The organism is Streptomyces pyxinicus (assembly GCF_024753135.1).
GTDB classification, from domain to species: domain Bacteria; phylum Actinomycetota; class Actinomycetes; order Streptomycetales; family Streptomycetaceae; genus Streptomyces; species Streptomyces pyxinicus.
Window position 1 is genome coordinate 81178 of record NZ_JANUGP010000015.1, and the last position, 23241, is coordinate 104418.

Here is a 23241-nt window from a genome sequence, read left to right on the forward strand (position 1 = left end):
GCACATGAAGATCCGGGTCCTGATCGCCGACGACCAGGACATGATCCGGTCGGCCTTCCGCATGATCCTCAGCGCCCAGCCGGACATGAACGTCATCGCCGAGGCCGCCAACGGGACCGACGCCTTGGAAGCAGCCCGCCGGCTCCGCCCGGACGTCTGTCTGCTCGACATCCGCATGCCCGGAATCGACGGTCTGGCGGTCACCCGCCTGCTGGCCGGCCCCGACGTACCCGACCCGCTCCACGTACTGATCGCCACCACCTTCGACCTCGACACATACGTCTACCAAGCCTTGCGCAACGGCGCCTGCGGCTTCCTCCTCAAAGACGGCGCCCCCGCACTCCTCGCCGAGGCGGTGCGCGCGGCGGCCGCCGGCAATTCCCTCATCTCTCCCTCCATCACCGTCCGCCTCCTGCAGCACATGGCGCCGCCCCCGCAGGCGGACTCCGGCTCCCGCCCTGCCCCTTCCACCACCCGCGCGAGCGGCCGGCTCGCCGAACCCCTGACCCAGCGCGAGCTCGACGTCGTCCGCCTGGTCGCCCGGGGACGCACCAACGAAGAGGTCGCGGCCGAGCTCTACGTCACCCACTCCACGGTCAAGACCCACCTGGGCAACATCCAGCGCAAGCTGGCCGCCCGCAACCGCGTCGAGATCGCGGCGTGGGCCTGGGAGGCGGGAGTCTGCACCGGACGGGACTGACATCCGCCGGGCTGCTCGAAGCAGTGTCCGGTCACACCGGCAGGACACCGGAAGGGCACCGGAAGGGACATGGCCGCAGACCCGGCGTCCGGCATGCCGTACCGGCCATGCCGGACCGCTCAACCGGCTGTCGCCTCCGCCCCCGTGAACGGACCACGCCGACCGGATGGCCGTGGCGCGGTGGAGCGGCGGCCCTGGGCGCCGCGGGGACGATCCTGCCGGCCGCGGGCGCCTCGGCGGCACCGCGGGTGCCCTCCCGGCGAGGCGTCGTCTACACCGTCGGGGCCGGGGAAACGCCGGAGACGGCCTGGTAGTGCTTCGTAGTGCTTCGTTGGGTTCTGCGCTGTCTGTGCCGGCTTCGGGGGCTGGTGAGTGGTCGTCCGCAAGTTCCGCCTCTCCGCACCGGGAACCAGACGCCACAGCGCGGGTGTCATCGGGCGGCGGTGTCACGCCGGGTGGATGAGGCGGCTCTCGTAGGCGAAGATCACGGCTTGTATCCGGTCGCGGAGTCCGAGTTTCTGCAGAATCCTTCCCAGATGGGACTTCACGGTCGCCTCCGCGAGGTACAGGGTGGCCGCGATCTCGGTGTTGGACAGGCCGCAGCCCACCTGGACGAGCACCTCGCGCTCCCGGGGACTGAGCCGGTCCAGCCGTTCGTCGCGGTCGGCGCCGCTGCCGTCGGGGATGTACGGGCGGAAGTTCTCCAGCAGACGGCGGGTGATGCGCGGGGAGACCACCGCGTCGCCGGCGGCCACGCTGCGTATCGCGGTGAGCAGTTCCTCGGGTCTGGTGTTCTTCAGCAGGAAGCCCGAGGCTCCGGCGCCGAGTCCGGCGAAGGCGTATTCGTCCAGGTCGAAGGTGGTGAGGATCAGCACTCTGCTCTGCGGGGAGACGCGGATGAGCTGCCGGGTCGCCTCGATCCCGTCGGTCCCGGGCATCCGGACATCCATGAGGACGACATCGGGGCGCAGGTCCCGGGCGAGGCGTACGGCCTCGACGCCGTCCGCGGCCTCGCCGACCGGCTCCATGTCGGGCTGGACCTCCAGAACCGTGTGGAAGGCCATGCGGAGCAGCGCTTCGTCGTCGGCGATCAGGATGCGGATCGTCATGCCGATCCCACTCCGCCGCTGCCGAGGAAGAGGCGGGTATGGACGCCCCAGCCGCCGCCCGGAAGCGCCCCGGCCCGCAACGTCCCGCCGTAGGGGGCCGATCGCTCGCGCATACCGGAGATGCCGTGGCCGGATGGTGTGGCACCGGGGCGCGGCCGGCGGGGGCCGCTGTCGGTGACGTCCACGACGACGGTGTCGGTCGAGCACTGGATCCGGACCTTCGCGTGGGTGCCGGCCGGTGTGTGCTTGAGGGTGTTGGTCAGGGATTCCTGCACCAGGCGGTACACGGTCAGCTGTGCGGTGGCGGGTATGTGGGTGTGGCCGCCCTGGACCTCGATGCGGGTCGGCAGCCCGGCGGCGTGCATCTGGTCGGCCAGGGCGTCCAGTTGGGCGATGCCGGGCAACGGGTGGCGCCTCGCGTCGGACTCGTCGGTCCGCAAAACTCCCAGGGAGCGCCGCATGTCGGTCAGGGCCTGCCGGCCCGTCTCGGAGATCCGGAGCATCGCGGTGGTGGTCTTCTCCGGGGCCCGGTGCTGGGTGTAAAGGGCGGCGTCGGTGAGCGCGACCATGACGGACAGGTTGTGGGTGACGATGTCGTGCATCTCCCGGGTGATACGCGTCCGCTCCTCGGCGACGGCCAGTCGCGCCTGCTGGTCCTGTTGCTGCTCCAGGCGTGCGGCCCGTTCCTCCAGGGCCGCGAGGTAGGCGCGTGTGGTCCGCGCGTTCACTCCCAGGACGGCGGCGGCGACGACCATCGCGCTCACCGCGACGAAGGGGGTCAGGAACGCGCCGTGCGTCGCCCAGCGCAGGCAGGCCAGCAGGGCCCCGCCCTCCACGACGGCAGCGGCGACGAGCGCGCCGCGCCGGCCCGCGTGCGCGGCCGCCGTGTAGAGAGCCACCAGCAAGGCGATGTCCGCCGGCAGTTGGACGTCCGTCAGCCACTGGACGAAGGCCGCGGCCGCCACGGCGCCGAAGACCGTGAGCGGGGCCCGGCGCCGCCACACCAGGGGCAGCGCGAGGGCGGCGGTCAGGGTCACGGCCACCGGGAGCTCGTGCGGCGCACGCGTGGTGACGATGTCGAGCAGCAACAGCGCCGGCAGCAGCAGGTCCCCCACCAGGGGCGGCGGGCACAGGTTCCGGCGCCGGGATGCTCTCACCCCTCGTGCCGTTCGCGCGAAGACCAGGCGGGCGTACCTCGTCAGCCGTACGGCTGTCCGCGTCCGCCGCACGCGGTCCCGGTCGCGCGCCGGCTGAGCGGTGCCGGGCTCTGCGGGCGCCTCGGTCATCACACGTCCCCGTCGATTCGGCGTCATGGTGACCCCGGCCGGGGCCGCCACCGCCCAGCTCACGCTAGGGCCCCGGGGCCGCCGAGCACATGAGCCCACCGTCTGATGGCACCGCGCCCGAGTACGACCTCAGGAGGAGTCCCGCTACCTCCCGCGGTCGCAAGGCCGGAGCCGATCTCGCGCGCTCGGTGACGACTCCGGTCGTACGGCGGGACGCCCGGGTGCGACCGCGGTCGCACCGGGGACATGCCCAGGATGGGGACCGCGGTCGCATACGAGGCCGACCCGGGACCGATGTGGCGCCGCGTGTCCCGCCCTGAGGATGGCCGGGTGACCGAGATCATCACGGGGCTGTACATGTCCCCTCTGGAAGTGCTTGTCGTGCTGGATGCCGTCGCGCTGGTGGTGGCGCGCTGGCTTCCCCCCACTGCGCGCCGGCGCGTCACGATCGCGGCGGGGGCGGTTCTCGTGCCGTCCGTGATCGTGCTGTGCGTGACGGGAATCCGCTGGCAACTGCTGCCCGTACTGGCAGGCGCCGCCCTCACGCTGCCGTTCGCCCTCTCTCCCCTGCTGCGACGCCGTACCGGCCGGCCGGCGTGGCGGGCCCGCTGGTGGCTGGCGCTGCCGGGGTCGGTGGCCTGCGCCGTACTGATCGCCACGGGTCCCGTGGCCGCCTGGGCCTTTCCCGTGCCCGTGTTCCCCCAGCCGTCGGGCCGTTTCGCGGTCGGCACCCGCGTGGTGCAGTGGACGGACCCCCACCGCCCCGAAAGCTTCACCGCCGATCCGAACGACCGGCGCACGGTCGTGGTCCAGCTCTGGTACCCCGCGCGGAAGGCTCCCGCCGGCACCCGGCGGGCCCAGTACCTCGGACGCACGGAACGCGAGGCGCACACCGTTTCCGACGCCCTCGCCCGCGAGGTCGGCCTGCCCGGCTTCCTGGTCGACGGCGTCCGGCGGGCCCACACCCATGCGGTCTTCGACGCGCCGGTGGCCGGCGGGAGCGAAAGGTTCCCGGTCGTGCTGTTCTCTCCGGGGTCGGGCGGAGTGCGCACCCAGAACAGCGCCTGGGCGGAGGAACTGGCCAGCCACGGCTATGTGGTCGCCGCCCTCGACCACCCGTACGACTCCGCCGCGGTCGTCCTCACCGACGGCCGGACGATCCGCACCAGGACTGTCTCCACCGGAGACCGGGACAAGGACGACAAGCTGGCGGCCGGTTGGACGGCTGTTCGGGCCGCCGACCTCAGCTTCGTCCTCACCCGGCTGGACCGGCAGAGCCGGGGTGAGCTCCCCGGACCGCTGACCGGGCGCCTGGACACCGGCCGGGTCGCCGTCGCCGGCCATTCCCTGGGCGGTGCCTCCGCTCTGCAGGCGGCCCGGCAGGACCACCGATTCGACGCCGTCATCGACCTGGACGGCTACCCCCACGGCCCCACCTCCCCCCTCCTGCATCAGCCGGCACTCGCACTCACCCAGGCCATCACCCCCGCGACCGACCCCCGATACCTGCCCCGCCTCACCAAGGCCCTCGAACTCAGCACCCGGACCAGCTACCGGCTCACCATCCCCGGCGCCGCACACCTCACCTTCATGGACGGCCCCCTCTACCTGCCGCCCGTGCCCTCGATCACCGGCTCTCTGAGCCGCACCGAGAGCCCGCACGTCGTCACCGCGACCACGCTCGCCTTCCTGGACACCACGCTGCGACACCGATCCGTCGACCTCACCCGCGTCCTGTCCGCATACGGGGAACTCAAGGTTTACCACCCGGACACCAACCACTGACCGGCCACACCACGGCAACCACCAGCACGACCACGAGCCCCGTCCAAGGTGAAGCTCTGTCAGGCACATACCCACCACACCCGCCGGCCCCGCCATCGCCGGACACCAGCCCGGCCGGGCGATGCCAGGCCCACCGACCGTCGGCCCGGACAGCCAACGGACAAGTACCCGGCCCTGCGACACGCCGAAGCCATACCGGATGCGCTACTTCATCTGTCTCCGCGGCCCGCACGACGCTAGCGTCACGTTCATGATCGTATGGCTCAACGGCACCCACGGCGCAGGCAAGACGACGACCAGTGCACTCGTGCAGCGGCTGATCCCGGGCTCACGGGTGTTCGACGCCGAAAAGGTCGGCGAGACACTCATGGACATCAAGCCAGGGCTGCCCGTGACGGACAACTTCCAGCACTGGCCGCCGTGGCGGCCGCTCGTCGTCGAGACGGCCCGACGCGTCCTCGACTACACCGGCGGTGTCCTGGTGATGCCCATGACGGTCCTGGACGAGCAGTACTGGCGCGAGATCAGTTCAGGTCTTGCCCAGCACGCCATCCCGGTCCGGCACTTCGTCCTCCACGCCGACCAGGACACCCTGCGCGGGCGTATCGCGGGCGACACCGTTGTCGGCGCCAACTCCCCGTTCCGTCTCCGCTATCTCGACCCCTACGCTGAGGCCGCCCGCACATGGCTGCACGCCGAGGCCGAGGTCATCGACACCACCCACCTCACGCCCGCGCAGACAGCCCTGCGGATCGCAGAGGCCGTCAAGAGCAGCGAGAACGACCTTCCGGCGTGAAACCCCGTAGCAGCGGACAGCCACGGAGAACGCGAGAGACACCAGCAGTCGCGGGGACGGTGCTCGCCGCACTTGCTGGTCTGCGAACCGTGTGAGCGGTTCTTTGATCACGACGTTCAATTCCTGCCTGGCTGCTCGGTTCTGCTCGCGGACGAGCCGGATGTGCAGCGGCTGTCGGACCTGCCGAGGGCGAAGCGGCTGTCGTTCCTGTCTGACATGGACCAGCTCGGCGAAGCGGTCGAGCGTGCCTGTCGGCGGCTGGACCCGGCTTTCCGCCGGGTGAATCTGGAGATCCTGGAGAACAACGGACCCGTTCTTGCACGAACTGGATCAACTGCGTTCGCTCACCTGATTGTTGCGACCCGTTTCACCCTCAGGTCGACAGGCCCGGAGATCGGTGGCCAGCAGGGCGACGATCGTGACGAGTTGGTCGTCGTGAGATGAGCCAGTGGATACGTGCGTTGGCTCCCTTGCGCATGGCGTCGGCCCGGTTCGGGTGGCCGCGTAGCCGGAGACCGAGTCGCGTACGGCCCCCCGACCGCTGGTCGACCGCCACGGCGAGGTCGGACTCACAGCGGACCGCGGTGAGTTCGTCACTCCGGCGGGCGGACGGTGTCGCTGCCGGGGAGGAGCTGGAACTGCAGGTGGAACCGGGTCCCTCGTCATGTGCCGGGGGCCGGGTGGAGGGGCGCCGGCGGCGGGCGGTGCCCCTCCGGGGAGTCAATGCGGTCGGGCGGTGGAGAGGGTGAGGGTCTGCTCGGCCGCCGTCCGGGATCCGCCGACCGCGCTGCCGCCCCTGTCGGTCCAGGCGCGGGTGGGCGTGGTCTCGGCGAGCCGTCCGGGGTTGCCGGACAGGCCGAGGACGAGGCCGCTGTAGCGGTTGACGAGGCGTACGGTGCCGGTGGCGTGTCCGCGGCTGTCCCGGCCGGGTACGACGAACCACTGCCGGCCCGCGGAGGGGCCGGCGGCGGGCGACGCGGTCACCGTGGGCTTCGCGCCCCAGGCACGGCCCTCGTCGCGCGTGGAGTCCACGCCGAGGAGCCCTCCGGTGGCGGCGTTGGTGATGCGGTAGGAGCCGTCGCCGTCGGCGGTGAACACCCACTGGGCGCGGGCGGAGGTGGAGCCGGCGGGGAGCGAAGTGGTGCCGGAGGTGCCGGTGGTCTGGGCGAGGAGGCGGCCGGTGCCGCTGCGGATGGTGGTGGGACGGCCCGTGGTGACGACGGCGGCGGGGCTGCCGGTGGTGATGGTGGTGTCGTAGTACTCGCCGTCGGCGCCGCCGGAGCACTGGAAGGAGCAGTAGCTGCGGAAGGTCTTGCCGATGATGGTGGAGTTGGTGCGGTTGACCGGGTCGAGGACCCAGCGGTACCAGGAGCCGCTGAGGTAGGTCCCGGAGTCGCCGAGGAGCCGCCACTTCTGGGTGCTGAGGTCGTCGGTGGCGTAGAAGCGCTGGGGTTCGCCGCTGTCCTGGGTGAGGGCTTCGGGCTGGCCGATGTACAGGCCCAGGTAGGCGTCGTACGCGATGTTCATCGTCAGCAGGTCGGACTTGGCGGGGAGCAAACCGGCGTCCTGCTGCTGCTTCACCGTGCCGGCGTTCTCGGGGCGGTAGTCGTGGGCGACGGATGTGTAGCCGGTGGTGTGGCCGGCGTCGACGGGCTCCATGTTGCTTTCCAGGCCGCCGAGTCCGGGCTGGGACCAGGAACCGTCGTACCACTTGCGCCACGAACCCGGCGCCATCTTCGCGGACATGGGCGCGCGGGCCACGTGGGCGCGGCTGCCGTCGGTCCAGCCCCCGGGCACGCCGCCCTTCGGGATGACGCGGGAGTTGTAGTAGACGTAGAAGTATCCGGAGGCGGTGTCCACGAAGAGGCGTGGGTCGCCGTCGCCGTAGTAGTAGGTCTCGTGTCCGAAGGTCCCGGTGTCGCCCCGTCGGGTGCTGTAGGGCGAGGTCAGGACGTGGTCCTTGATGTCCCAGGTGTGGCCCTGGTCGGTGGAGACGGCGTAGTCGATCGCGTCGTAGTGGAGTCCGTCGCCGAACGGGTCGGGCGTGAACTCGTTGTGGACCAGGCCGATCCAGTCGCCGGTGTCGGGGTCGACCCAGACGCCCATCAGGTCGCAGTAGTTCTTCCGCGCGTAGCGGGATCCTGCGGGCGGGGCGGTGGCTTCGCGTCCGGTGGGGCTGTTGTCGCACCGCCAGGTGGTGTCGTCGTTGCGGTCGCGAGGGTCGGTGGGATCGGCCGCCTCGCTGAGTCCGGCGTCGCGGGTGGCCTTGTCGAAGTCGGTGCCGGAGGAGAACACCCACTCTCGTGGGTCGTCCGCGCCGTACAGGGCGTGCGCGGACTGGTAGTGGAAGGACCCGTCCTTGTCGGTGAACGCGGCGGCGGGCGAATCGTCCGGGTGGGTCCAGGGCCCCTTCCGGCCGATGGTCACGGTGTAGGCGGGGTCGTGGCTCGCGGCTGCCGGGGAAGCCGGGACGGCACCCATGAGCAGGGCGGTCGCCGCGGCGAGAGCGACGGCGAGAATGGCGGCGATCCGGGCTCTTGAACGGGCTGACACAGACGTGCTCCTCTCCCGTGTTAATTAGTTCGATTACAATCCGAATTAATCGAGGTGGGTGTCAAGTCCCACGGCAGCGGTGGGGTATCTCATGCAAGCCGGGTGCCAAGATGGGCACGGTCTGCTGCCGGGGTGTGGAGGAGCGGGTGATGATCGAGGCGGGCGGGTGAAGCAAGGACCGCAGGTGATCGGCGCGCTGTCGAGGGCGCCGTCGGCCGCCGATGGGCGAGGGGTCGTACGGCGGGCCAACCTGGCCGTGCTGCTGCGGCTGCTGCGGGACGCCGGCCCCCGGTCACGGGCGCGGATCGCCGAGGAGACCGGGCTGCCCAAGCCCACGGTCACCAGCCTGGTGGCCGAGTTGGCGGGGCTGGGGCTGGTCCGCGAGGGCGTGGCGCGGCGGGAGGGGTCGGTGGGGCGGCCCGGGGCGCTGGTGCATCTCGACGGCCGGGACATCGCGGGTGTCGGTGTGGAGGTGAGCACCAGCTACCTGCACGTCATCGCGCTCGGTCTGGACGGGGAGACCGCCTTCGAGTCCCGTACCGCCCTCGCCGCCGGACGGGCCGGCGCCGGCGCCGTACTGGACCTCGTGGCGGCGGCGGTACGGGACTGCCTGGCCGCTCTCGACGCGGCGGGGTCGCGTGCCGTCGGGCTCACGTTCGCCGCGCCCGGCGTCGTGGACGCCTCCCGCGGGATGGTGTCGTACGCGCCGGCGCTCGGCTGGCGGGACGTCCCGGTCGTCGGCGGACTGCGCGACCGGCTCGGCGCCACCGCCTTGGCCGTCACGGTGGAGAACGACGCGAAGGCCGGCGCCGTCGCCGAGTATCTGCGGGCACGGAAGGCCGACGTGCACGACCTGGTGTGCGTCACCGGGGAGCGCGGCATCGGCGCGGGCATCATCAGCGGGGGCCGGCTGCTGCGGGGTTTCGCGGGGTACGCGGGCGAGGTCGGGCACATGCCGCTCGGCGCCGGGGGGCGCGTCTGCGTGTGCGGGCGGCGCGGTTGCTGGGAGACGGTGGTGGGGCTTGGGGCCCTGCTGTCCGACGCCGCGGACGGGACGGACGCGGTGCATGACGACACCGTGCCGCTGGAGGAGCGGCTGGGCGAGCTGCGGCGCCGGGCGGCGGCCGGCGACCCGCGCACCGCGGAGGCGCTGCGGCGGGTGGCGGACGGGCTGGGTGTGGGAATCGCCCTGCTGGCGGACGTCCTCAATCCGGCGGCCGTGGTCCTCGGCGGGTACTTCAGCCATATCGGCGATCTGATGCTGGACGACGTCCGTACAGCGGTCCGGGACCGGGTGATGGCACCGGACGGTGGCGGCTGCCGTGTCTCCCTGTCGACGCTGGGATTCACCGCGGCGGCTCGCGGCGGGGCGCACCTGGCGCTCGACGCGGTCTACCGGGACCCGCGCCTGGCGGCCTCCTGATACGGGCCGGTCCTAGGTCCTGTCGTCAAACTCCCGCCGTTCGCCCGGAGGGCGGGCTTCGCGGCGTCAGGTGCGTGCTCTCGGCGTGCCGGGCCCTGATCCTCGTACTGGACGTACTTGGGTCAGGGCCCGGTGCGGCGAGAGTGCGTGCATGGCGTCGCGGAGCAGGCGGGAGTTTGACGACAGGGCCTCGCCCCCTTCTCGCCGAGTCACCGCATCATCCAGAGCCGTCTTCTCGTGCCCGGCCGAAGGGGGCACCGTGCGCAGTTCGGCCGCCGCAGCTCCGACGTTTGATCGCGGGCGGTGTTTGCTCGCGGGCGGTGGGGGTCACGCGGAGCAGACGGTGTGCTTCGTGGCCGGGTGCTGTGCCGCGCGGGGTGCGTTGCCCGGCTCGCAAGGGGTTGGTCGTGATGACGGTGGCAGCACAGGGCGGCGGGGGCGGTTCCAGCGGTCTCTACGACGTTCTGGAGCTGATCCTCGACCGTGGTCTGGTGATCGACGCCCACGTACGGGTGTCCCTCATCGGTATCGAGCTGATCACGATCGATGTCCGGGTCGTGGTCGCCAGCATCGACACCTACCTGCGTTTCGCGGAGGCCTGCAACCGTCTCGATCTGGAGGCGGAACCACGCCGGGCGACTGCGCACGCGGAGGCTCCCCGGCAGCTCGCGGAGGGTGACGGCCGCAGCGCGTCCCGTGGCCTGCTGTCCGGGGCGGCGGAAGCGTTCTCCGATGCCTATCAGCAGGCGCGTGAGGAGAGCCGGACTCGGCAGGGTCACCCGGGAGCGGGCGGCTGACGGCTACGGGGGCCGGCGAGCCAGCGCGGCATGGGTGAACCTCATCGAGGGAGAGGCATGCTCAGTCGGCAAGCAGGGAGTCACCTGCGCGGCTTGTCGAAACGGTGACGCGTCGCTGCTGTGTGCTAAGCCGTACCGCCGTTTGCCCGCGGTTCGTCGCGGCAAGTTCTCCGCTTGTGGGGTGAATCGTCACTCCTCACCCAAACCCACGAAGCCCAGGAGGACTTGTGCGTCGCATTTCTCTGTTCGCCATCACGGCCACCGCCATACTGACGGTGCTCGGCATGGCGCCCGCGGCATCCGCGACCGCCCAGACCGTGGAGAGCCGGGCGGCATACAGCTGCAGTTCCGGCTACTTCTGCATCTACAGCGACTGGAACGGCACCGGGACGCGGTGCCAGTGGTCCCAGGACCGGTTAGCGAACACCGCGGACAACTGTTCCTTCATCCAGCGGGGACACAACGTGCGGTCGGTCTTCAACAGGACCAACCACCGTGTGCAGTACTACACGCAGACCAACTACCACAACCGCGTGGGGTCCACACCCAGCAACGGGAAGGGCAACCTCCAGGGGAACTACCAGATCCGTTCGTTCAAACCCCAGTAGGACGGGGTCCTGCCACGGCCGAGCCCGCGGCACACCTGGCAGTTCAGGCCCGAGGAGGCCAACCGGCCGGTCATCAGCAGGCGGTTGGCCTCCTCGGGCCGCTCCGCCGCGCCAAGGCGTCACCTCCGGGGTCGTGACGGGACCTTCCAGAACGACGACCCGGAACCGCGCCGACGCTGAGGCCACGCGTTTGGTCAGCCCGCGGGAAGTCCGACCTGGTCGCGTTCGAGCGCGGAACGCAGCGCCGAAAGAGCCTGCATCGCGGCGAGACCCGTGGGGCCGTCGAGGCTGCCCGCCGTCAGTTCGGCCAGCGTCTCGGTGAAGGTGACCTCCGCCGCCTCGACGAGGCGCAGGCCGTCATCGGTCAGGTCCAGCAGTGATGAGCGGCGGTCCGACGGATTGGTCCGCCGCGTGACCCATGCCTGCTTCTCCAGACGGTCGATGCCCTTGCTCGCCGCGCCGATCCCGATGGCGAACTCGGAAGCGAGGTCCGCCACCCGGGACCCGGGGTGGTCACGCAGGCAGCGCAGGAACTCGAACTGGGAGGTCACGATCCCGTGCCGCGCGCGGAGACGGTCGTTCAGCGCGTTGTAGAGGCGTGTCTCACAGCGGACGAGATCGGCGAAGAAGCCGGGGAGGTGGGCCCGGCCGCCGCTTGACTTGGTTGCCATGGCATATATCGTAACCTACATGCCTGGGCATATACTTCCAGGGCAGGCACTTACGATGACGGAGCAGAAGATGAGCAGGCAACAGCGTGTGGAGATCGACGAGATGCTCCGGCGGCCCCGACCCGAGGGTCCGTCGACGGTGGAGGAACTCCGTTTCCGGTTCAGAACGATGATGGCCGGAATGATCGTCCCGGCCGGTATCCGCACCCGGGCTGTCACGCTCGGCGAGATGCCTGCCGTACTGGTCGAGGCGGCCGACGCGCCGAAGGCCGGGACCGTTCTCTACTTCCACGGCGGCTCCTACGTCGTCGGTTCGCCGGAGACGGCCATGTCGCTGACCGGCAACCTGGTGGCCCGAACCGGGTTCCGCGCGTTCTCCCTGGACTACCGGCTCGCCCCCGAGCACCCGTTCCCGGCCGCGATCGAGGACGGGCTGAGCGCGTACCGGGCGCTCCTCGACAGCGGTGCGGATCCGTCGGCGATCGCGTTCGCCGGGGACTCCGCCGGCGGCGGCCTCGCCGTCACCACCTGCCTCGCCGCCCGCACCGCCGGACTGCCCATGCCCGCCGCTGTCGTGGCGTTCTCCCCCGGGCTCGACATGACGCGGACCGGCGCGAGCATGGACACCAAGGCGGACGTCGACCCGCTCCTGACCCGTGAGGGCATGGCACACACGGGCGCCATGTATCTCGCGGGGCAGGACCCGCACCAGCCGATGCTCAGCCCCGCCACCCTCGCCGACCTCACCGGCTTCCCCCCGATGCTCCTCCAGGTGGGCACCAACGAGGTCCTCTTGGACGACTCCACACGCCTGGCCACGCGCGCGAGGGAAGCCGGTGTGGACGTCATCCTCGACGTCACCGCCGACGTCCCCCATGTCTTCCAGGCGTTCGCCGGCACCCTGGACGAGGCGGACGAGGCGCTGGAGCGCGCCGCCCTCTTCCTCGGCCAGCGCATGCGCGTGAGTGCGGCGACGGGAACTCCGGAAGGCTGAAGCCGACGGTTTCGGTGCGCCGTCAGCGGGCGATGGAGATCGCGAAGGGGGCGAATCCGCTGGACCGGATGACGTGTGGTACGAACAGGATCGCGGCCTCCGTGGCGCGCGCGGTCCGGATCCCGCCGAGATCGGTGATCCACTCGTCGCGCCAGCCGAGGTCGGCGAGCAGTTCGCGGACGGTCTGCTTGGCTTCCGCGTCCTCGCCCGAGAGGAACGCGTCGGGTGCCTGGGCGAGGGAGGCGGGCGCGGTCATCACCGGGAAGAGCATGGTGTTGAGGGTTTTGACGACACGTGTGTCAGGGAGCGCCTCCTGAAGCTGCTCGGCGAGGCTCGCGCCGGGATGGAGCAGGCCGGCGGGCAGCCCGTCCGGTCCGTCGACGGTGGCGTTGGAAACGTCGACGAGGACCTTGCCCCGCAGTTCCGCACGCAGGGCGGCGAGCCGGTCCAGCGAGCCGGCGCCCGGGGTGGCGTTGATGACGATCCGGGCGGTCCGTGCGGCATCGGCGGCAGCGCCCGGCGTACGGTCCGCCACGGTGACCTCATGCCCTGCCCGGGTGAGGGCCCTGGCCAGGTTGCCGCCGACGCGGCCGTTTCCGAGAACCGCGATCGTGGTCATGATGAGCTGGTCCTTCCGTGTGTGCGGGTGGTGGTGTGCGGTCAGCGCGAGAGCGCGACGACGGCCTCGGCGTGGATGCCGGGCGCGGCGGCGAGGAAGCTCTCGCTCTCCGGAGTCCAGCGGCGGCCCTCGGCGTCGGAGATCCGGCCGCCGGCCTCGGTGACGAGCAGCGCCCCGGGGAGCAAGTCCGCACGGGCACCCGCGAACTGCCAGAAGGCGTCGATCCGGCCGGCGGCCACGTTCGCCAGGTGCAGGGTCGCGGGGACGGCGGTGCGGACGACGAGCGCGTCGGAGAGCATCGCGGTGATCGAGGCGCCGACGCGCCGCACGACCTTCTCGTCCTCGTCCGGCCGGGCCTGGCTGGTGGCGACGATGCTCAGGCCGAGGTCCCCGGTACCGGCGACGCGCAGCGGCCGGCCGTCGAGGTGGGCGCCGGCGCCGGCGAGCGCGGTGTACGTCTCACCGGTCAAGGGCAGGTGGACGGCGGTGAGCACCGGCTGGTTGTCGCGCACGAGGGTGGCGGTCACCGCCCACTCCGGCAGGGCGTGCAGGTGGTTGACGTTGCCTTCGGCCGGATCGACGACCCACCATTCGCCGGGCGGCAGGGCCCCGCCGTCGAGTTCGTCCTCCACCCAGCCGGCGTCCGGACGCAGGACTGTGAGGCGGGGGCGCAGTAGGGCAAGGGCCGTGTCGTCGTTGGCGGCGAGCGCGCGCATCAGCTCCTCGCGGCTCTCGTAGCGGACGACCTCACCGAAGCGCTCGCGCAGCGCCGCACCGGCCGCGCGCACGGCACTCGCGGTCTGGCCGAGCAGGTCGGCGTCGGAGGCGGCGGCGACCGTGGACTGAGGCGTTTCGGACATAGGGGTGCTCCCGTCTGAGCAGGGGGTGATGAGGCCGGTCGAGCCAAGCCGTGGACTCCGTCTTGCGCTCTCACAACGACGGTATAGAGCCTCGTGATTGACTTCAAATGCATGTCAGGCACGGCTAGGATTACTCGGATGCAATTGGATCTGAATCTGCTCGCCGCCTTCGACGCGCTGCTGGAGGAGGGCAGCGTGGCCGGGGCGGCCGCGCGTCTGCATGTCACCGCCCCCGCCATGAGCCGGAGTCTGGGCCGGATCCGGCGCACGACCGGGGACCAGATCCTGGTGCGCACCGGCCGTACGATGACGCCGACGCCGTACGCGATCGCCGTACGGGAGCAGGTGCACGAGTTGCTCCACCAGGTCCAGGCGGTGCTGGCACCGAGCCGTGAACTCGACCTGGCGACGCTGGACCGGACCTTCACATTCCGCTGGCACGATTCCCTGGTCGCCCTGAGCGGGCCCGCACTGCTCGCGGCCGTGCGTGGACAGGCGCCGGGCGTGCGCCTGCGCTTCGTCGCGGAATCGAGCGTCGACACCCCCGAGTTGCGGCGCGGCGAGGTCGACCTGGAAGCGAACGCCAACCGCCCGAGCGCACCCGATATCCGGGCCGAGAAGGTGGGCGAGTCCCGCCTTGTCGTCGTCGTGCGGCAGGGGCACCCCCTCACCCGCGTCAAAGCCGTCACCGCACAGCGCTATGCCGACGCCGAGCACGTCACCGTCTCCCGTCGCGGAAACCTCGGCAACGCCCTCGACGACGCTCTGGCGCGGCTCGGCCTCACTCGGCGGGTGGTGGCGACGGCGTCCACGGAAGCGGCGGCGTTGGCATTCGCGCGCGACTCCGACCTCCTGGTCAGCGTCCCCGAAGCCACCACCCGCTCCACGGTCGCCGGCCTCGGACTGGCCGTACTTCCGCTGCCGCTCGAACTGCCCTCGGCACCGGTGTACCTCTCATGGCATCAGCGTTACGACACCGATCAGGCCCACGTCTGGCTGCGCGGGCTGGCGCGCACCGCGCTCGCCATGGGCGGACCGTCGTAACCGGCGTCGCGGGTTGGCGGTGCGGCGGTGGTCGACGCGACCGCAGGACCGGCCCTGTGCTCCAGCAGGCTCAGTGCAAGGCGGCAGACCCTCAGGGAACGGGGATACCCGCGGGTCGTGTGCCCGGCTCGGCATGGCTGTGCGCCGACGGGATCAGAGGGTGAGGACGAGCTTGCCCCGGAGGTGGCCGCCGTCGAGCAGTCGGTGCGCGTCGGCGACGTGCTCGAACGGGAACGTCTCGTGCACGTGGACCCGGAGCCTGCCTTGTTCGGCGAGTGCGACGAGACCGCGCAGGGCGACCGGATCGGGGTCGACCGCGATGCCGCTGAAGCGCATGCCGGCCGCCTCGTACGTGGCTGTGAGCTCCGCGTCCTCCTCGGCGACCGCCGTCACCAGGTGACCGCCGGGACGGAGCACCGCGAGCGACCGCTCGACGGTGTCGCCGCCGATCGTGTCGAGTACGACATCGATGTCGCGGACCGCCTCGGTGAAGTCGACCGTCGTGTAGTCGATCACCTCGTCGGCGCCGAGGCCCGCGACGAACTCCTGCTTGCCCGCGCCGGCGGTCGCGATCACGTGCGCGCCGAGCGCTTTCGCGATCTGGATCGCGACGTGGCCGACGCCTCCGCCGCCGCCGTGGACCAGGACGCGGTCGCCTTCCGTCACGCCGCCGAGATCGACGAGGCCCTGCCACGCCGTCAGCCCGACGACCGGCAGCGCAGCGGCTTCGACATGAGAGAGCGACGCCGGTTTGCGTGCCAGGTGCAGCGCGGGCGCGGCCACGACCTCGGCGTACCCGCCTGCCGCCCGCGGGAACAGCGGCATCCCGAACACCTCGTCGCCGGGCCTGAACCGCCACGTCCGCGGTGACTCCTCGACCACGCCGCTGATGTCCCAGCCGAGGATGAACGGCGGCCGGCCGATCAGCGGGAACTCGCCGGCGCGCAGGCGCGCCTCCAGCGGGTTCAGTCCGATCGCCTTGACGCGGACGAGGACCTCGGTCGGGAGCGGCTGGGGTTCGGGCACGTCCACGATGGTGAGCACCTCCGGACCGCCCAGCGTCTCCTGGATGACAGCTCGCATGACTCTCCTGGCTTGGGAAGGGGGAGAGAACCCAGGCTAGGTTCCCGACAGGAACCAGCAGGTACCTTTGGCGTCGTGAGCGGATTCGGTCCCGGTGATCCCTTTCTCGCCGACTGTCCGGCGCGTCTGGCGGTCGAACTCATCGCCGACAAGTGGACGGTGGTCGTGCTCGCCGGACTCAGTAGGGGTCCGGTGCGCCATGGCGAGTTGATCGAGCTGATCGGCGGCATCTCCCGCAAGATGCTCACGCAGACGCTCCGACGGCTTCAGGCGCACGGACTCGTCCGGCGCCACGCCTACGCCGAGGTGCCGCCGCGCGTCGAGTACGAACTCACTCCGCTCGGGGCGACGCTGATCGATCCGATCCATGTGCTGACCGAGTGGGCGAAGGCGAACGGCGAAGCGGTGCTCGACGCGCTCGACGCCGGTCCCGAGCCGGTCGCCCATGGCGACGTAGACCCCGCCGGCTCTGTCGACCCGCAGCGTTGTCCAAGCGGCTGATGGGTGGGGGGCCGCCGAGCGCGGTGCGGCATCGGTGGCTGGAACGGCATGACCAAGCTGTTCGTCGGCGAGGACGACGTCGGCGCCTCGGAGGAGTCGTCGGGCAAGCTGGTCCGCATGCCCTCGTCGTCCGGAGCCTCGTCGCGTCCGGGGCGGTTCAGGCCGGCGTTGGTGACAGCGACAACCGACGGGCCTCGGCTTTGACGCGCACGACGAGGACGGCCTCGGTGACACCCCCCTACGTTGTGCCGACCAGGCGCGAACGGAGAGTGGAGCCCAGGATGACCGAACTTGTCCCGCCGGAGATCACGCGGTCGGCGCCCGAGGCGGGCCGACGCACGCTCGGCGTGCTGCCCCTGGTCGGAATCTTCTTCTTCACGGTGTCCGGAGGCCCCTTCGGGCTCGAAGCCTCACTCTCCAGCGCCGGTCCGGGCATGACCCTGCTGATGATCGCCCTGGTGCCGGTGGTCTTCGGCGTGCCGAACGCGCTGGTGGCGGCGGAGTTGAGTGCCGCCATACCGGTCGACGGCGGCTACTACCACTGGACGAAGATCGCGCTCGGCAGGGGCGCGGCATTCGTGTTCGGGGCGTGGAATGCGATCGGGTCGGTGCTGAACCTCGCGCTCTACCCGATCCTGCTGGTCGACTACCTGGCCACCTGGGTCCCGGGCATCGCCCGCGGGAAGGGACTGGTGATCGTGGACCTGTTCCACGGCGGTTTCGTCGTGGACCTGCACTGGATCGTCACCGTCGCCCTCATCGTCCCGATGGCGTATCTGAACTACCGCGGCTCCAAGGCGGTGAGCGAGTACTCGGTCGGGATGATGCTGCTGATCCTCGCGCCCTTCGCGGTCCTCACGGTCCTCGGCATCTGGCATGCGGTCGGCCACGGGGTCAACGTGCTCTCGCCCTTCATGGTGCCGGGGCAGAGTGTCCACTCGTCGGTGGCCGGCGCGCTCGGCGTGATCGTATGGCTGTACCTCGGCTTCGACGGCCCGAGCACCGTCCTTGGCGAGGTCGCCGACGCGCACCGGACCTACACCCGGGCCCTGGTCATCTCGGTTCCGCTGATCATCGCCGCCTACCTGCTGCCCACGCTCGCCGCCGTCGGCAGCGGGCTGCACCAGGGCGCGCCCGCCGACTGGGAACGGGGCGACTTCATCGTGGTGGGCGACGCCCTGGGCGGGATCTGGCTGAAGGTGCTGATCTCCCTGGGATCGGGGCTCTCCCTGGTGGGGCTGTTCATGGCGATCCTGCTGACGAGCACCCGGGTTCCGCGGGCGCTGGCCGCGGACGCGTACTTGCCGCGCTGGATGGCCCGGGACAGCAAACGGTTCGACACGCCGGTGGGTGCGCTGCTGGCGAGTACCACCGTCGTCGTCGTGCTCTCGGCCGTCGACTTCAGCTCGATCCTGCGGGCCACGGTGCTGCTCACCCTGGCCTCGATCCTGCTGGAGTTCGCGGCCTTCCTGGTGCTCCGCTGGAGGTATCCGCGGATGCTCCGGCCGGTTCGGGTCCCCGGCGGCTGGCCCGGCGCGGTCCTGGTCGTCGTGCTGCCCACGGCGATGATCGTGTACCTGGCGTGGAGCACGGCGGTCGATGACGCCGCGATGTTCGGCGCGAGTCTCGCGGTGGCGCTGTCGGCCGTACTGCTGTATCCGCTGTGCCGGCGGTTGGTCAAAGGTGACCGGCCGGACGCGGAGATCGACTCTTCCCAGGTCGAGCTGGGTCCGGACCGGTTCGCGGGATTCGGTTCGCGGAAGGCGGGCGTCTGATGGACACGCAAGGGATGGACACGCAAGGGGTGGTCTCCGGGCTTGCGGAGCGGTTGCGGGCCTGGTGGCCGGTGCCGGGAATCGCGATCAGCGTCGTCGACAGGGCCGGCGAGTCCGCGTTCGTCTCCGCGGGGTTCGCGAACGCGGAGACGAGGGTGCCGGTCTCCCGTCGTACGCGGTTCGAGATCGGTTCCATCAGCAAGACCTTCACCGCCGTCCTGTTCGGCGTACTGGCGGACGAGGGGAAGGTGGACCTCGACGCGCCGGCCGCCGACCATCTGCCCTGGTTCGCCCCGAGCGGCGGCTTCCGCCCGATCACCGTCCGGCACCTGCTGCGGCACACCTCCGGCCTGGTGGCCGGGGCCGACGCGCTGCCCGATGCCACCGCACGCGGCTACGCGCTGCGTGACGCGCGGACCTGGGCCGAGCCAGGTGAACTGTTCCACTACTCCAACGAGGGCTACAACCTGCTGGGGTTGATCGTCGAGCAGGTGACGGGGGAATCGCTGGCGGACGCCATGACCGGACGCCTGCTGCGCCCCCTCGGCATGCGCGACTCGGCGGCCCGGATCACTCACGAGGACGTCGCCGAACTCGCCACCGGGTACCGGTTCCAGCGCGACGACCGCCCGCCGCCGCCGTCGGCCCCGCTCGCGCCGGCCGGCTTCTTCGAGTACGCGTCGGCCGACGGGAACGTCCTGGCGACCGCTTCCGACCTGGGCCTGTTCGCCCGTATGCTGCTGGGCCGGGGCACCCTGGACGGCACCAGGATCATCGAGTCCGAGCGCTTCCGGCAGATCGTCGCGGTACCCGCCGACAGTGCCAGTTCCACCTACGCGCTCGGCGTGGACGTGGAAGTGGTCGACGGCCACACCTGGCTGACGCACGCCGGCGGGATGGTCGGATACCGGTCGTACCTCGCCGTCGACACCGACGGCGGGCACGGTGTCGCCGTACTCACCAACGCACCCGGCGAGTGCCCCGTCATCGACCGCTTCGCCCGCCATGTGCTCGCCGTCGTCCAGGGAGCCCCGGCGGATCCGACGCTCTTCGACCCGGAGCGGATTCCCGATGCCCAGCGCCACGTCGGGGTCCACGGAACGGCGCCGCGTCAGATCCGGGTCGAGGCCACGGGGGACGACCGTCTCTCGCTCACTTCGGACGGCGTGACCGGCAGGCTGTACGACAGCGGAGACGGGCGGCTGGTGTGCGATCACCCCGGATGGTCCGCCTACCACCACTCGCTGGACGGACGCTGGCTCTACGGACCCGAGTCACTGGGCCCGGGGCCCTCCGCGCCGGCCACTCCCCCGCACGCGCTCGCAGGCCACTACCGGAGCTACACCCCCTGGTACCCCTGCTTCAGCATCGTGCAGCGGGCCGGACGACTGCACATGATCGCCGCGACCGGCGTGGAAGCGCCCTGCGACGAACCCGAACTCATCCCCCTCGACGACGGGACGTTCCGCGTCGGAGCCGACCCGCGGCTGCCGGAGCGCCTGACGTCCGGGCCCGCCCTGGACGGCGCGGTGCTCTGGGTCGACTTGGACGGGTGCCGCTACACGCGCTCGTTCCGGGATCAGCCGGAGCCGTAGGAAGCGCCCGTCCGCAGCTCGCGCACCCGGAGCTGGAGGTGCGCGAGCAGCATGGCGTCGGCATCGGCGAAGTCCAGTCCGGACACCTCGCGGATGCGGCGCAACCGGTACCGCATGGTGTTGGGGTGGATGTTCAGGGCCTTCGCCGCGGTGTCGGTGGCTCCCGCGGCGGCGAGGTAGGCGGCCAGGGTCGCGGCCAGCGGACCGTCCGGGCCCTCTTCCCGGCGCAGCCGGTGCAGCGCGCCGCCGGTGTCCGGCAGGCCGAGCGCCTCGGTCGCGTCGGCGAGGTGCAGCAGCAGCACCGCCAGCGCCATGTCCTCCACGGTGCGCACGGCCGGTCCGCGGACGGCCGGGTGCCGTAGCGCCCGCAGCGCGGCGTCCGCCTGAGCCCGTACGTCGGCGATCCGGCCCAGGGATTCGGCCGGGCCGCCGACGGCGACCACGTAGTCACCGGCCAGCGGTGTGCGCGTGAGGAAATCGCGGGCCAGGGCGACGGCCGACTCCAGAGGCGTGGCGTGTTCCGGCGGCCAGGCAGCCAGCACGTAGACGGCTCCGGTGCCCGTCACCAGGGCTGACCGGGGGTGGACGGCCGCCAGGAAGTACTCCAGCGTGTCGGCGAACCGGCGTAGCCCGGCGGCGTCCAGCGCGTCGGAGTCCGCACTCCCGGCCGGCCGCGGGGCAGCCGCCAGAACGCAGACCGGGCCGGAGCCCAGTTGCAGGCGGCTCGCCTCCACCGGGTCGGCCGCCCCGCCGAGCACCGCGGCGGCCAGCTCGCCGCGCTGGCGCCGGGCGTAACTGGTCTCCGTGCGCAGGCCGACCAGTTGCAGCGCGACCACGGGCGCGAGTTCGCGCAACCGGGCCGTGGCCGCCTGGTCGAGCGGACCGGGGACGGCGGCCCAGATGTAGCCGAGGACGTCCGAACCGGCCCGGACCGCGATGGCCACTCTCGCCAGCTGATCCGCTCCGGTCGCCTCCATGTACACCGGTCCGGTGCTGGCATGGAGCCGCTCGAACTCCTGCCGCTCGCGCTGTTCGGCGAGCGTCCGCTGGTGCACGGCCCGCCCCAGGATGGTCTCGATCCGCTCGGAATCGGTCCGGTCCTGGCCCTCCGACCAGGCGACCAGCGCGGAGAAGCGGTCCTCGATGGTGACCGGGGCGCCGATGGCCTCGTAGACGGCGTTCGCGAGGGCGAACAGCTCCGCGCCACTGCCGGCCGAACGTACGCGCGTCCTTGCGTACTCAAGCAACTGCTCACGGACGGTCGTCGCCACATGCATCCAGGACGCGTCCCGGTTGACCTCGATGATCGTCGGCTTGTCGTCGGCCGACGGCGGCACCGGGGCCTTCACCGCCAGCACCTCCGCGCCGGACTCCCGCATGGCCGCGGTCAGCTCGCGCAGCTCGGCCTCCGTGGTCACGCCGACCCCCAGCACCACGCATCCCGGTCCGAACTGTGCCGGGGCACCGGGGGCATGGATGGCGATGTCGGTGAGCGGTGCGCCGCTGCCGGTCCCCTCCTGGACCAGGCGCAGCAGCGCAGGACCGATGTGGTCCACGAGCTGACGAACGGACAGGTGCCCCCGAGCGCCGGACTCCCGCACGACGCACCTCCTACTCGACGGACTGTTGTGGGCGTCAATTCTGGGAGGAGCGTATTGACGATGTCAACGATGATCGGGAGCGACCGCAGCGGGAGCATGGCAGGAGTACGAGACGGATCAGTGGCACGAGGAGCCCGGATGGCGACGACGCAGACGCAGGCAGGCCAGGAACTGCTGGGGCTGTTCCCGCCCGGAACCACCCGGGACGGGAGCGGCGCACTGGTGATCGGTGGCGTACCGGTGTCCGAACTCGCCGAGTCCTACGGCACTCCCGCGCTGATCCTCGACGAGGCGTCGGTCCGCGCCCGCGCCCGCCGGTACGCCGACGGCCTGGCCGCCCGTTGGCCCGACTCCCGCGCCGCCTTCGCCTCCAAGGCCTTCCCCTGCACCGCCGTCATCCGGCTGCTCGCGGAGGAGGGCCTCGGCATCGACGTGGCCGGCGGCGGCGAGCTGGCCCTCGCCCTCGCCGCGGGCGCGGACCCGGCCGGCCTGATCGTCCACGGCAACGCCAAGACCGAGGAGGAGCTGCGCCTGGCCGTCGAGGCCGGCGCCGGGACGGTCGTCGTCGACAACTTCGACGACATCGACCGGCTGGAGAAGATCCTCGCCGACACCGCGACGGAGCAAGGGGTACTGGTCCGGGTCACCCCCGGCATCCGCCCCGACACCCACGAGGCCGTCTCCACCGGCCAGAACGGCTCCAAGTTCGGTCTGCCCCTGCCACAGGCGCGAGCTGCGATCGCGCGGCTGCGCGGCAGCGACCGGCTACGGCTGGACGGCGTCCACGTGCACGTGGGGTCGCAGATCCTGGACCTCGCCCCTTTCGCGCAGGCCGTCGAGGCGGTCGCCGAACTCGGCGAGTTCGGCGTCTACGACCTGGGCGGCGGGCTCGGCTCCCGCTATACCTACGCCGACCGGCCGCCGACGGTGGAGGCGTACCTCGACGCCGTCACCGACGTCGCCCGACGCCTGCTGCCCGCCGGCGCCCGCATCCTCATCGAGCCGGGCCGCTCGATGGTGGCCGAGTCCGGGGTCTCGCTGTACCGGGTCGTCTCCGTCAAACGCGGCGCGGGCCACACCTTCGTCGCCGTCGACGGCGGCATGGGCGACAACCTCGAAGTCTCCCTGTACCAGCAGCGCTTCGAGGCCGCCGTCGCCGTCCGCCCGACCGGCGGCGGCGAGCTGTGCCACCTGGTGGGCCGGCACTGCGAGTCCGGTGACACCCTCAGCGCCGGCGTCCCGCTGGCAGACCCGCGCGTCGGAGACCTGATCGCCGTACCGGTCACCGGCGCCTACACCTACGCGCTGAGCAACAACTACAACGGCGCGCGCCGTCCGCCGGTGGTGTTCGTCCGCGACGGCGCGCACCGCGCCGTGGTACGCCGCGAGACCTACGCCGACCTGATGCGCCGGGATCTGCCGTAGCATCCCCCTCCCCCGG

20 protein-coding genes and 1 pseudogene are annotated in these 23241 nt (G+C 71.5%); 13 read left to right on the forward strand and 8 right to left on the reverse strand.

Features of this window, described 5'->3' with window-relative positions; genetic code table 11:
• Window positions 1–4: 4 nt before the first annotated feature.
• Window positions 5–700 carry a response regulator gene (locus NX794_RS20295; protein WP_258780017.1) on the forward strand — a complete coding sequence of 232 codons (696 nt, stop codon included), beginning with the start codon at window positions 5–7 and terminating at the stop codon, window positions 698–700.
• A 446-nt stretch (window positions 701–1146) separates the two neighbouring features.
• Here NX794_RS20295 and NX794_RS20300 read toward each other — a convergent pair whose 3' ends face one another.
• Together NX794_RS20300 and NX794_RS20305 are read right to left on the reverse strand one after the other, a co-directional pair.
• Complete coding sequence (locus NX794_RS20300) at window positions 1147–1809, reverse strand: response regulator (RefSeq protein WP_258780018.1); 663 nt, start codon at window positions 1807–1809, stop codon at window positions 1147–1149.
• Window positions 1806–2966: a sensor histidine kinase gene (locus NX794_RS20305; RefSeq protein ID WP_258780019.1), complete on the reverse strand. Its 1161-nt coding sequence runs from the start codon at window positions 2964–2966 to the stop codon at window positions 1806–1808. Before NX794_RS20305 ends, NX794_RS20300 begins: the two co-directional genes overlap by 4 nt.
• A 423-nt stretch (window positions 2967–3389) precedes the next feature.
• On the opposite strand from NX794_RS20305, the gene NX794_RS20310 reads away from it, so the two are divergent.
• The 3 genes and pseudogenes from NX794_RS20310 to NX794_RS20320 all read left to right on the forward strand — a co-directional run.
• Window positions 3390–4880, forward strand: a complete 1491-nt coding sequence (locus NX794_RS20310) for an alpha/beta hydrolase family protein (protein WP_258780107.1) — start codon at window positions 3390–3392, stop codon at window positions 4878–4880.
• 250 nt (window positions 4881–5130) lie between these two features.
• Window positions 5131–5676: a P-loop nucleotide/nucleoside kinase family protein gene (locus NX794_RS20315; protein WP_258780020.1), complete on the forward strand. Its 546-nt coding sequence runs from the start codon at window positions 5131–5133 to the stop codon at window positions 5674–5676.
• A 111-nt stretch (window positions 5677–5787) separates the two neighbouring features.
• Window positions 5788–5998, forward strand: a pseudogene (locus tag NX794_RS20320) (diadenosine tetraphosphate hydrolase); the annotation flags it as partial.
• 398 nt (window positions 5999–6396) lie between these two features.
• Here the strand turns inward: NX794_RS20320 and NX794_RS20325 are convergent.
• Window positions 6397–8229: an RICIN domain-containing protein gene (locus NX794_RS20325; RefSeq protein ID WP_309506010.1), complete on the reverse strand. Its 1833-nt coding sequence runs from the start codon at window positions 8227–8229 to the stop codon at window positions 6397–6399.
• A 166-nt stretch (window positions 8230–8395) separates the two neighbouring features.
• On the opposite strand from NX794_RS20325, the gene NX794_RS20330 reads away from it, so the two are divergent.
• From NX794_RS20330 to NX794_RS20340, 3 genes are all read left to right on the forward strand, one after another.
• The gene (locus NX794_RS20330; protein WP_258780021.1) at window positions 8396–9652 is read left to right on the forward strand and encodes an ROK family transcriptional regulator; all 1257 of its coding nucleotides are present in this window, start codon (window positions 8396–8398) and stop codon (window positions 9650–9652) included.
• A 410-nt stretch (window positions 9653–10062) separates the two neighbouring features.
• Window positions 10063–10449 carry a gas vesicle protein GvpJ gene (gvpJ, locus tag NX794_RS20335; protein ID WP_258780022.1) on the forward strand — a complete coding sequence of 129 codons (387 nt, stop codon included), beginning with the start codon at window positions 10063–10065 and terminating at the stop codon, window positions 10447–10449.
• A 284-nt stretch (window positions 10450–10733) separates the two neighbouring features.
• Window positions 10734–11057, forward strand: coding sequence for a peptidase inhibitor family I36 protein (locus NX794_RS20340; protein WP_428985936.1), 324 nt, complete (start codon window positions 10734–10736; stop codon window positions 11055–11057).
• A 194-nt stretch (window positions 11058–11251) separates the two neighbouring features.
• Here NX794_RS20340 and NX794_RS20345 read toward each other — a convergent pair whose 3' ends face one another.
• The gene (locus tag NX794_RS20345) at window positions 11252–11728 is read right to left on the reverse strand and encodes a MarR family winged helix-turn-helix transcriptional regulator (protein WP_258780024.1); all 477 of its coding nucleotides are present in this window, start codon (window positions 11726–11728) and stop codon (window positions 11252–11254) included.
• A gap of 70 nt (window positions 11729–11798) precedes the next feature.
• Here NX794_RS20345 and NX794_RS20350 point away from each other — a divergent pair, with 70 nt between their 5' ends.
• Window positions 11799–12722 carry an alpha/beta hydrolase gene (locus tag NX794_RS20350; protein ID WP_258780109.1) on the forward strand — a complete coding sequence of 308 codons (924 nt, stop codon included), beginning with the start codon at window positions 11799–11801 and terminating at the stop codon, window positions 12720–12722.
• Between the two features lie 22 nt (window positions 12723–12744).
• Here NX794_RS20350 and NX794_RS20355 read toward each other — a convergent pair whose 3' ends face one another.
• Together NX794_RS20355 and NX794_RS20360 are read right to left on the reverse strand one after the other, a co-directional pair.
• Complete coding sequence (locus NX794_RS20355) at window positions 12745–13341, reverse strand: NADPH-dependent F420 reductase (protein WP_258780025.1); 597 nt, start codon at window positions 13339–13341, stop codon at window positions 12745–12747.
• Window positions 13342–13382: 41 nt separating this feature from the next.
• Entirely contained in the window at window positions 13383–14201 is an 819-nt protein-coding gene (locus NX794_RS20360; protein ID WP_258780026.1) for an inositol monophosphatase family protein, read from the reverse strand.
• Window positions 14202–14339: 138 nt separating this feature from the next.
• On the opposite strand from NX794_RS20360, the gene NX794_RS20365 reads away from it, so the two are divergent.
• Window positions 14340–15245: a LysR family transcriptional regulator gene (locus tag NX794_RS20365; protein ID WP_258780027.1), complete on the forward strand. Its 906-nt coding sequence runs from the start codon at window positions 14340–14342 to the stop codon at window positions 15243–15245.
• A 153-nt stretch (window positions 15246–15398) separates the two neighbouring features.
• Here the strand turns inward: NX794_RS20365 and NX794_RS20370 are convergent, their stop codons facing one another.
• Entirely contained in the window at window positions 15399–16328 is a 930-nt protein-coding gene (locus NX794_RS20370) for an NADP-dependent oxidoreductase (RefSeq protein WP_258780028.1), read from the reverse strand.
• A 75-nt stretch (window positions 16329–16403) separates the two neighbouring features.
• On the opposite strand from NX794_RS20370, the gene NX794_RS20375 reads away from it, so the two are divergent.
• From NX794_RS20375 to NX794_RS20385, 3 genes are all read left to right on the forward strand, one after another.
• Entirely contained in the window at window positions 16404–16829 is a 426-nt protein-coding gene (locus NX794_RS20375) for a winged helix-turn-helix transcriptional regulator (protein ID WP_258780029.1), read from the forward strand.
• A gap of 281 nt (window positions 16830–17110) precedes the next feature.
• Window positions 17111–18604 (forward strand): APC family permease, encoded by a 1494-nt coding sequence (locus tag NX794_RS20380; RefSeq protein ID WP_258780030.1) that lies wholly within the window; start codon window positions 17111–17113, stop codon window positions 18602–18604.
• On the forward strand, window positions 18604–20199 hold the full coding sequence (locus NX794_RS20385) for a serine hydrolase domain-containing protein (protein WP_258780031.1): 1596 nt from the start codon (window positions 18604–18606) through the stop codon (window positions 20197–20199). Before NX794_RS20380 ends, NX794_RS20385 begins: the two co-directional genes overlap by 1 nt.
• Here NX794_RS20385 and NX794_RS20390 read toward each other — a convergent pair.
• Window positions 20184–21800, reverse strand: a complete 1617-nt coding sequence (locus tag NX794_RS20390) for a helix-turn-helix domain-containing protein (protein ID WP_258780032.1) — start codon at window positions 21798–21800, stop codon at window positions 20184–20186. The two genes, NX794_RS20385 and NX794_RS20390, sit on opposite strands and share 16 nt — an antisense overlap.
• 138 nt (window positions 21801–21938) lie before the next feature.
• On the opposite strand from NX794_RS20390, the gene lysA reads away from it, so the two are divergent.
• Window positions 21939–23225 carry a diaminopimelate decarboxylase gene (gene lysA, locus NX794_RS20395; RefSeq protein ID WP_258780033.1) on the forward strand — a complete coding sequence of 429 codons (1287 nt, stop codon included), beginning with the start codon at window positions 21939–21941 and terminating at the stop codon, window positions 23223–23225.
• Window positions 23226–23241: the final 16 nt, after the last annotated feature.

Coding starts and splice junctions, on each gene's coding strand:
- NX794_RS20295 (WP_258780017.1), top strand. CDS start 5: ATGAAGATCCGGGTCCTGATCGCCGACGACCAGGACATGATCCGGTCG.
- NX794_RS20300 (WP_258780018.1), bottom strand. CDS start 1,809: ATGACGATCCGCATCCTGATCGCCGACGACGAAGCGCTGCTCCGCATG.
- NX794_RS20310 (WP_258780107.1), top strand. CDS start 3,390: ATGTGGCGCCGCGTGTCCCGCCCTGAGGATGGCCGGGTGACCGAGATC.
- NX794_RS20315 (WP_258780020.1), top strand. CDS start 5,131: ATGATCGTATGGCTCAACGGCACCCACGGCGCAGGCAAGACGACGACC.
- gvpJ (WP_258780022.1), top strand. CDS start 10,063: ATGACGGTGGCAGCACAGGGCGGCGGGGGCGGTTCCAGCGGTCTCTAC.
- NX794_RS20340 (WP_428985936.1), top strand. CDS start 10,734: ATGGCGCCCGCGGCATCCGCGACCGCCCAGACCGTGGAGAGCCGGGCG.
- NX794_RS20345 (WP_258780024.1), bottom strand. CDS start 11,728: ATGGCAACCAAGTCAAGCGGCGGCCGGGCCCACCTCCCCGGCTTCTTC.
- NX794_RS20350 (WP_258780109.1), top strand. CDS start 11,799: ATGAGCAGGCAACAGCGTGTGGAGATCGACGAGATGCTCCGGCGGCCC.
- NX794_RS20355 (WP_258780025.1), bottom strand. CDS start 13,341: ATGACCACGATCGCGGTTCTCGGAAACGGCCGCGTCGGCGGCAACCTG.
- NX794_RS20360 (WP_258780026.1), bottom strand. CDS start 14,201: ATGTCCGAAACGCCTCAGTCCACGGTCGCCGCCGCCTCCGACGCCGAC.
- NX794_RS20365 (WP_258780027.1), top strand. CDS start 14,340: ATGCAATTGGATCTGAATCTGCTCGCCGCCTTCGACGCGCTGCTGGAG.
- NX794_RS20370 (WP_258780028.1), bottom strand. CDS start 16,328: ATGCGAGCTGTCATCCAGGAGACGCTGGGCGGTCCGGAGGTGCTCACC.
- NX794_RS20380 (WP_258780030.1), top strand. CDS start 17,111: ATGACCGAACTTGTCCCGCCGGAGATCACGCGGTCGGCGCCCGAGGCG.
- NX794_RS20385 (WP_258780031.1), top strand. CDS start 18,604: ATGGACACGCAAGGGATGGACACGCAAGGGGTGGTCTCCGGGCTTGCG.
- lysA (WP_258780033.1), top strand. CDS start 21,939: ATGGCGACGACGCAGACGCAGGCAGGCCAGGAACTGCTGGGGCTGTTC.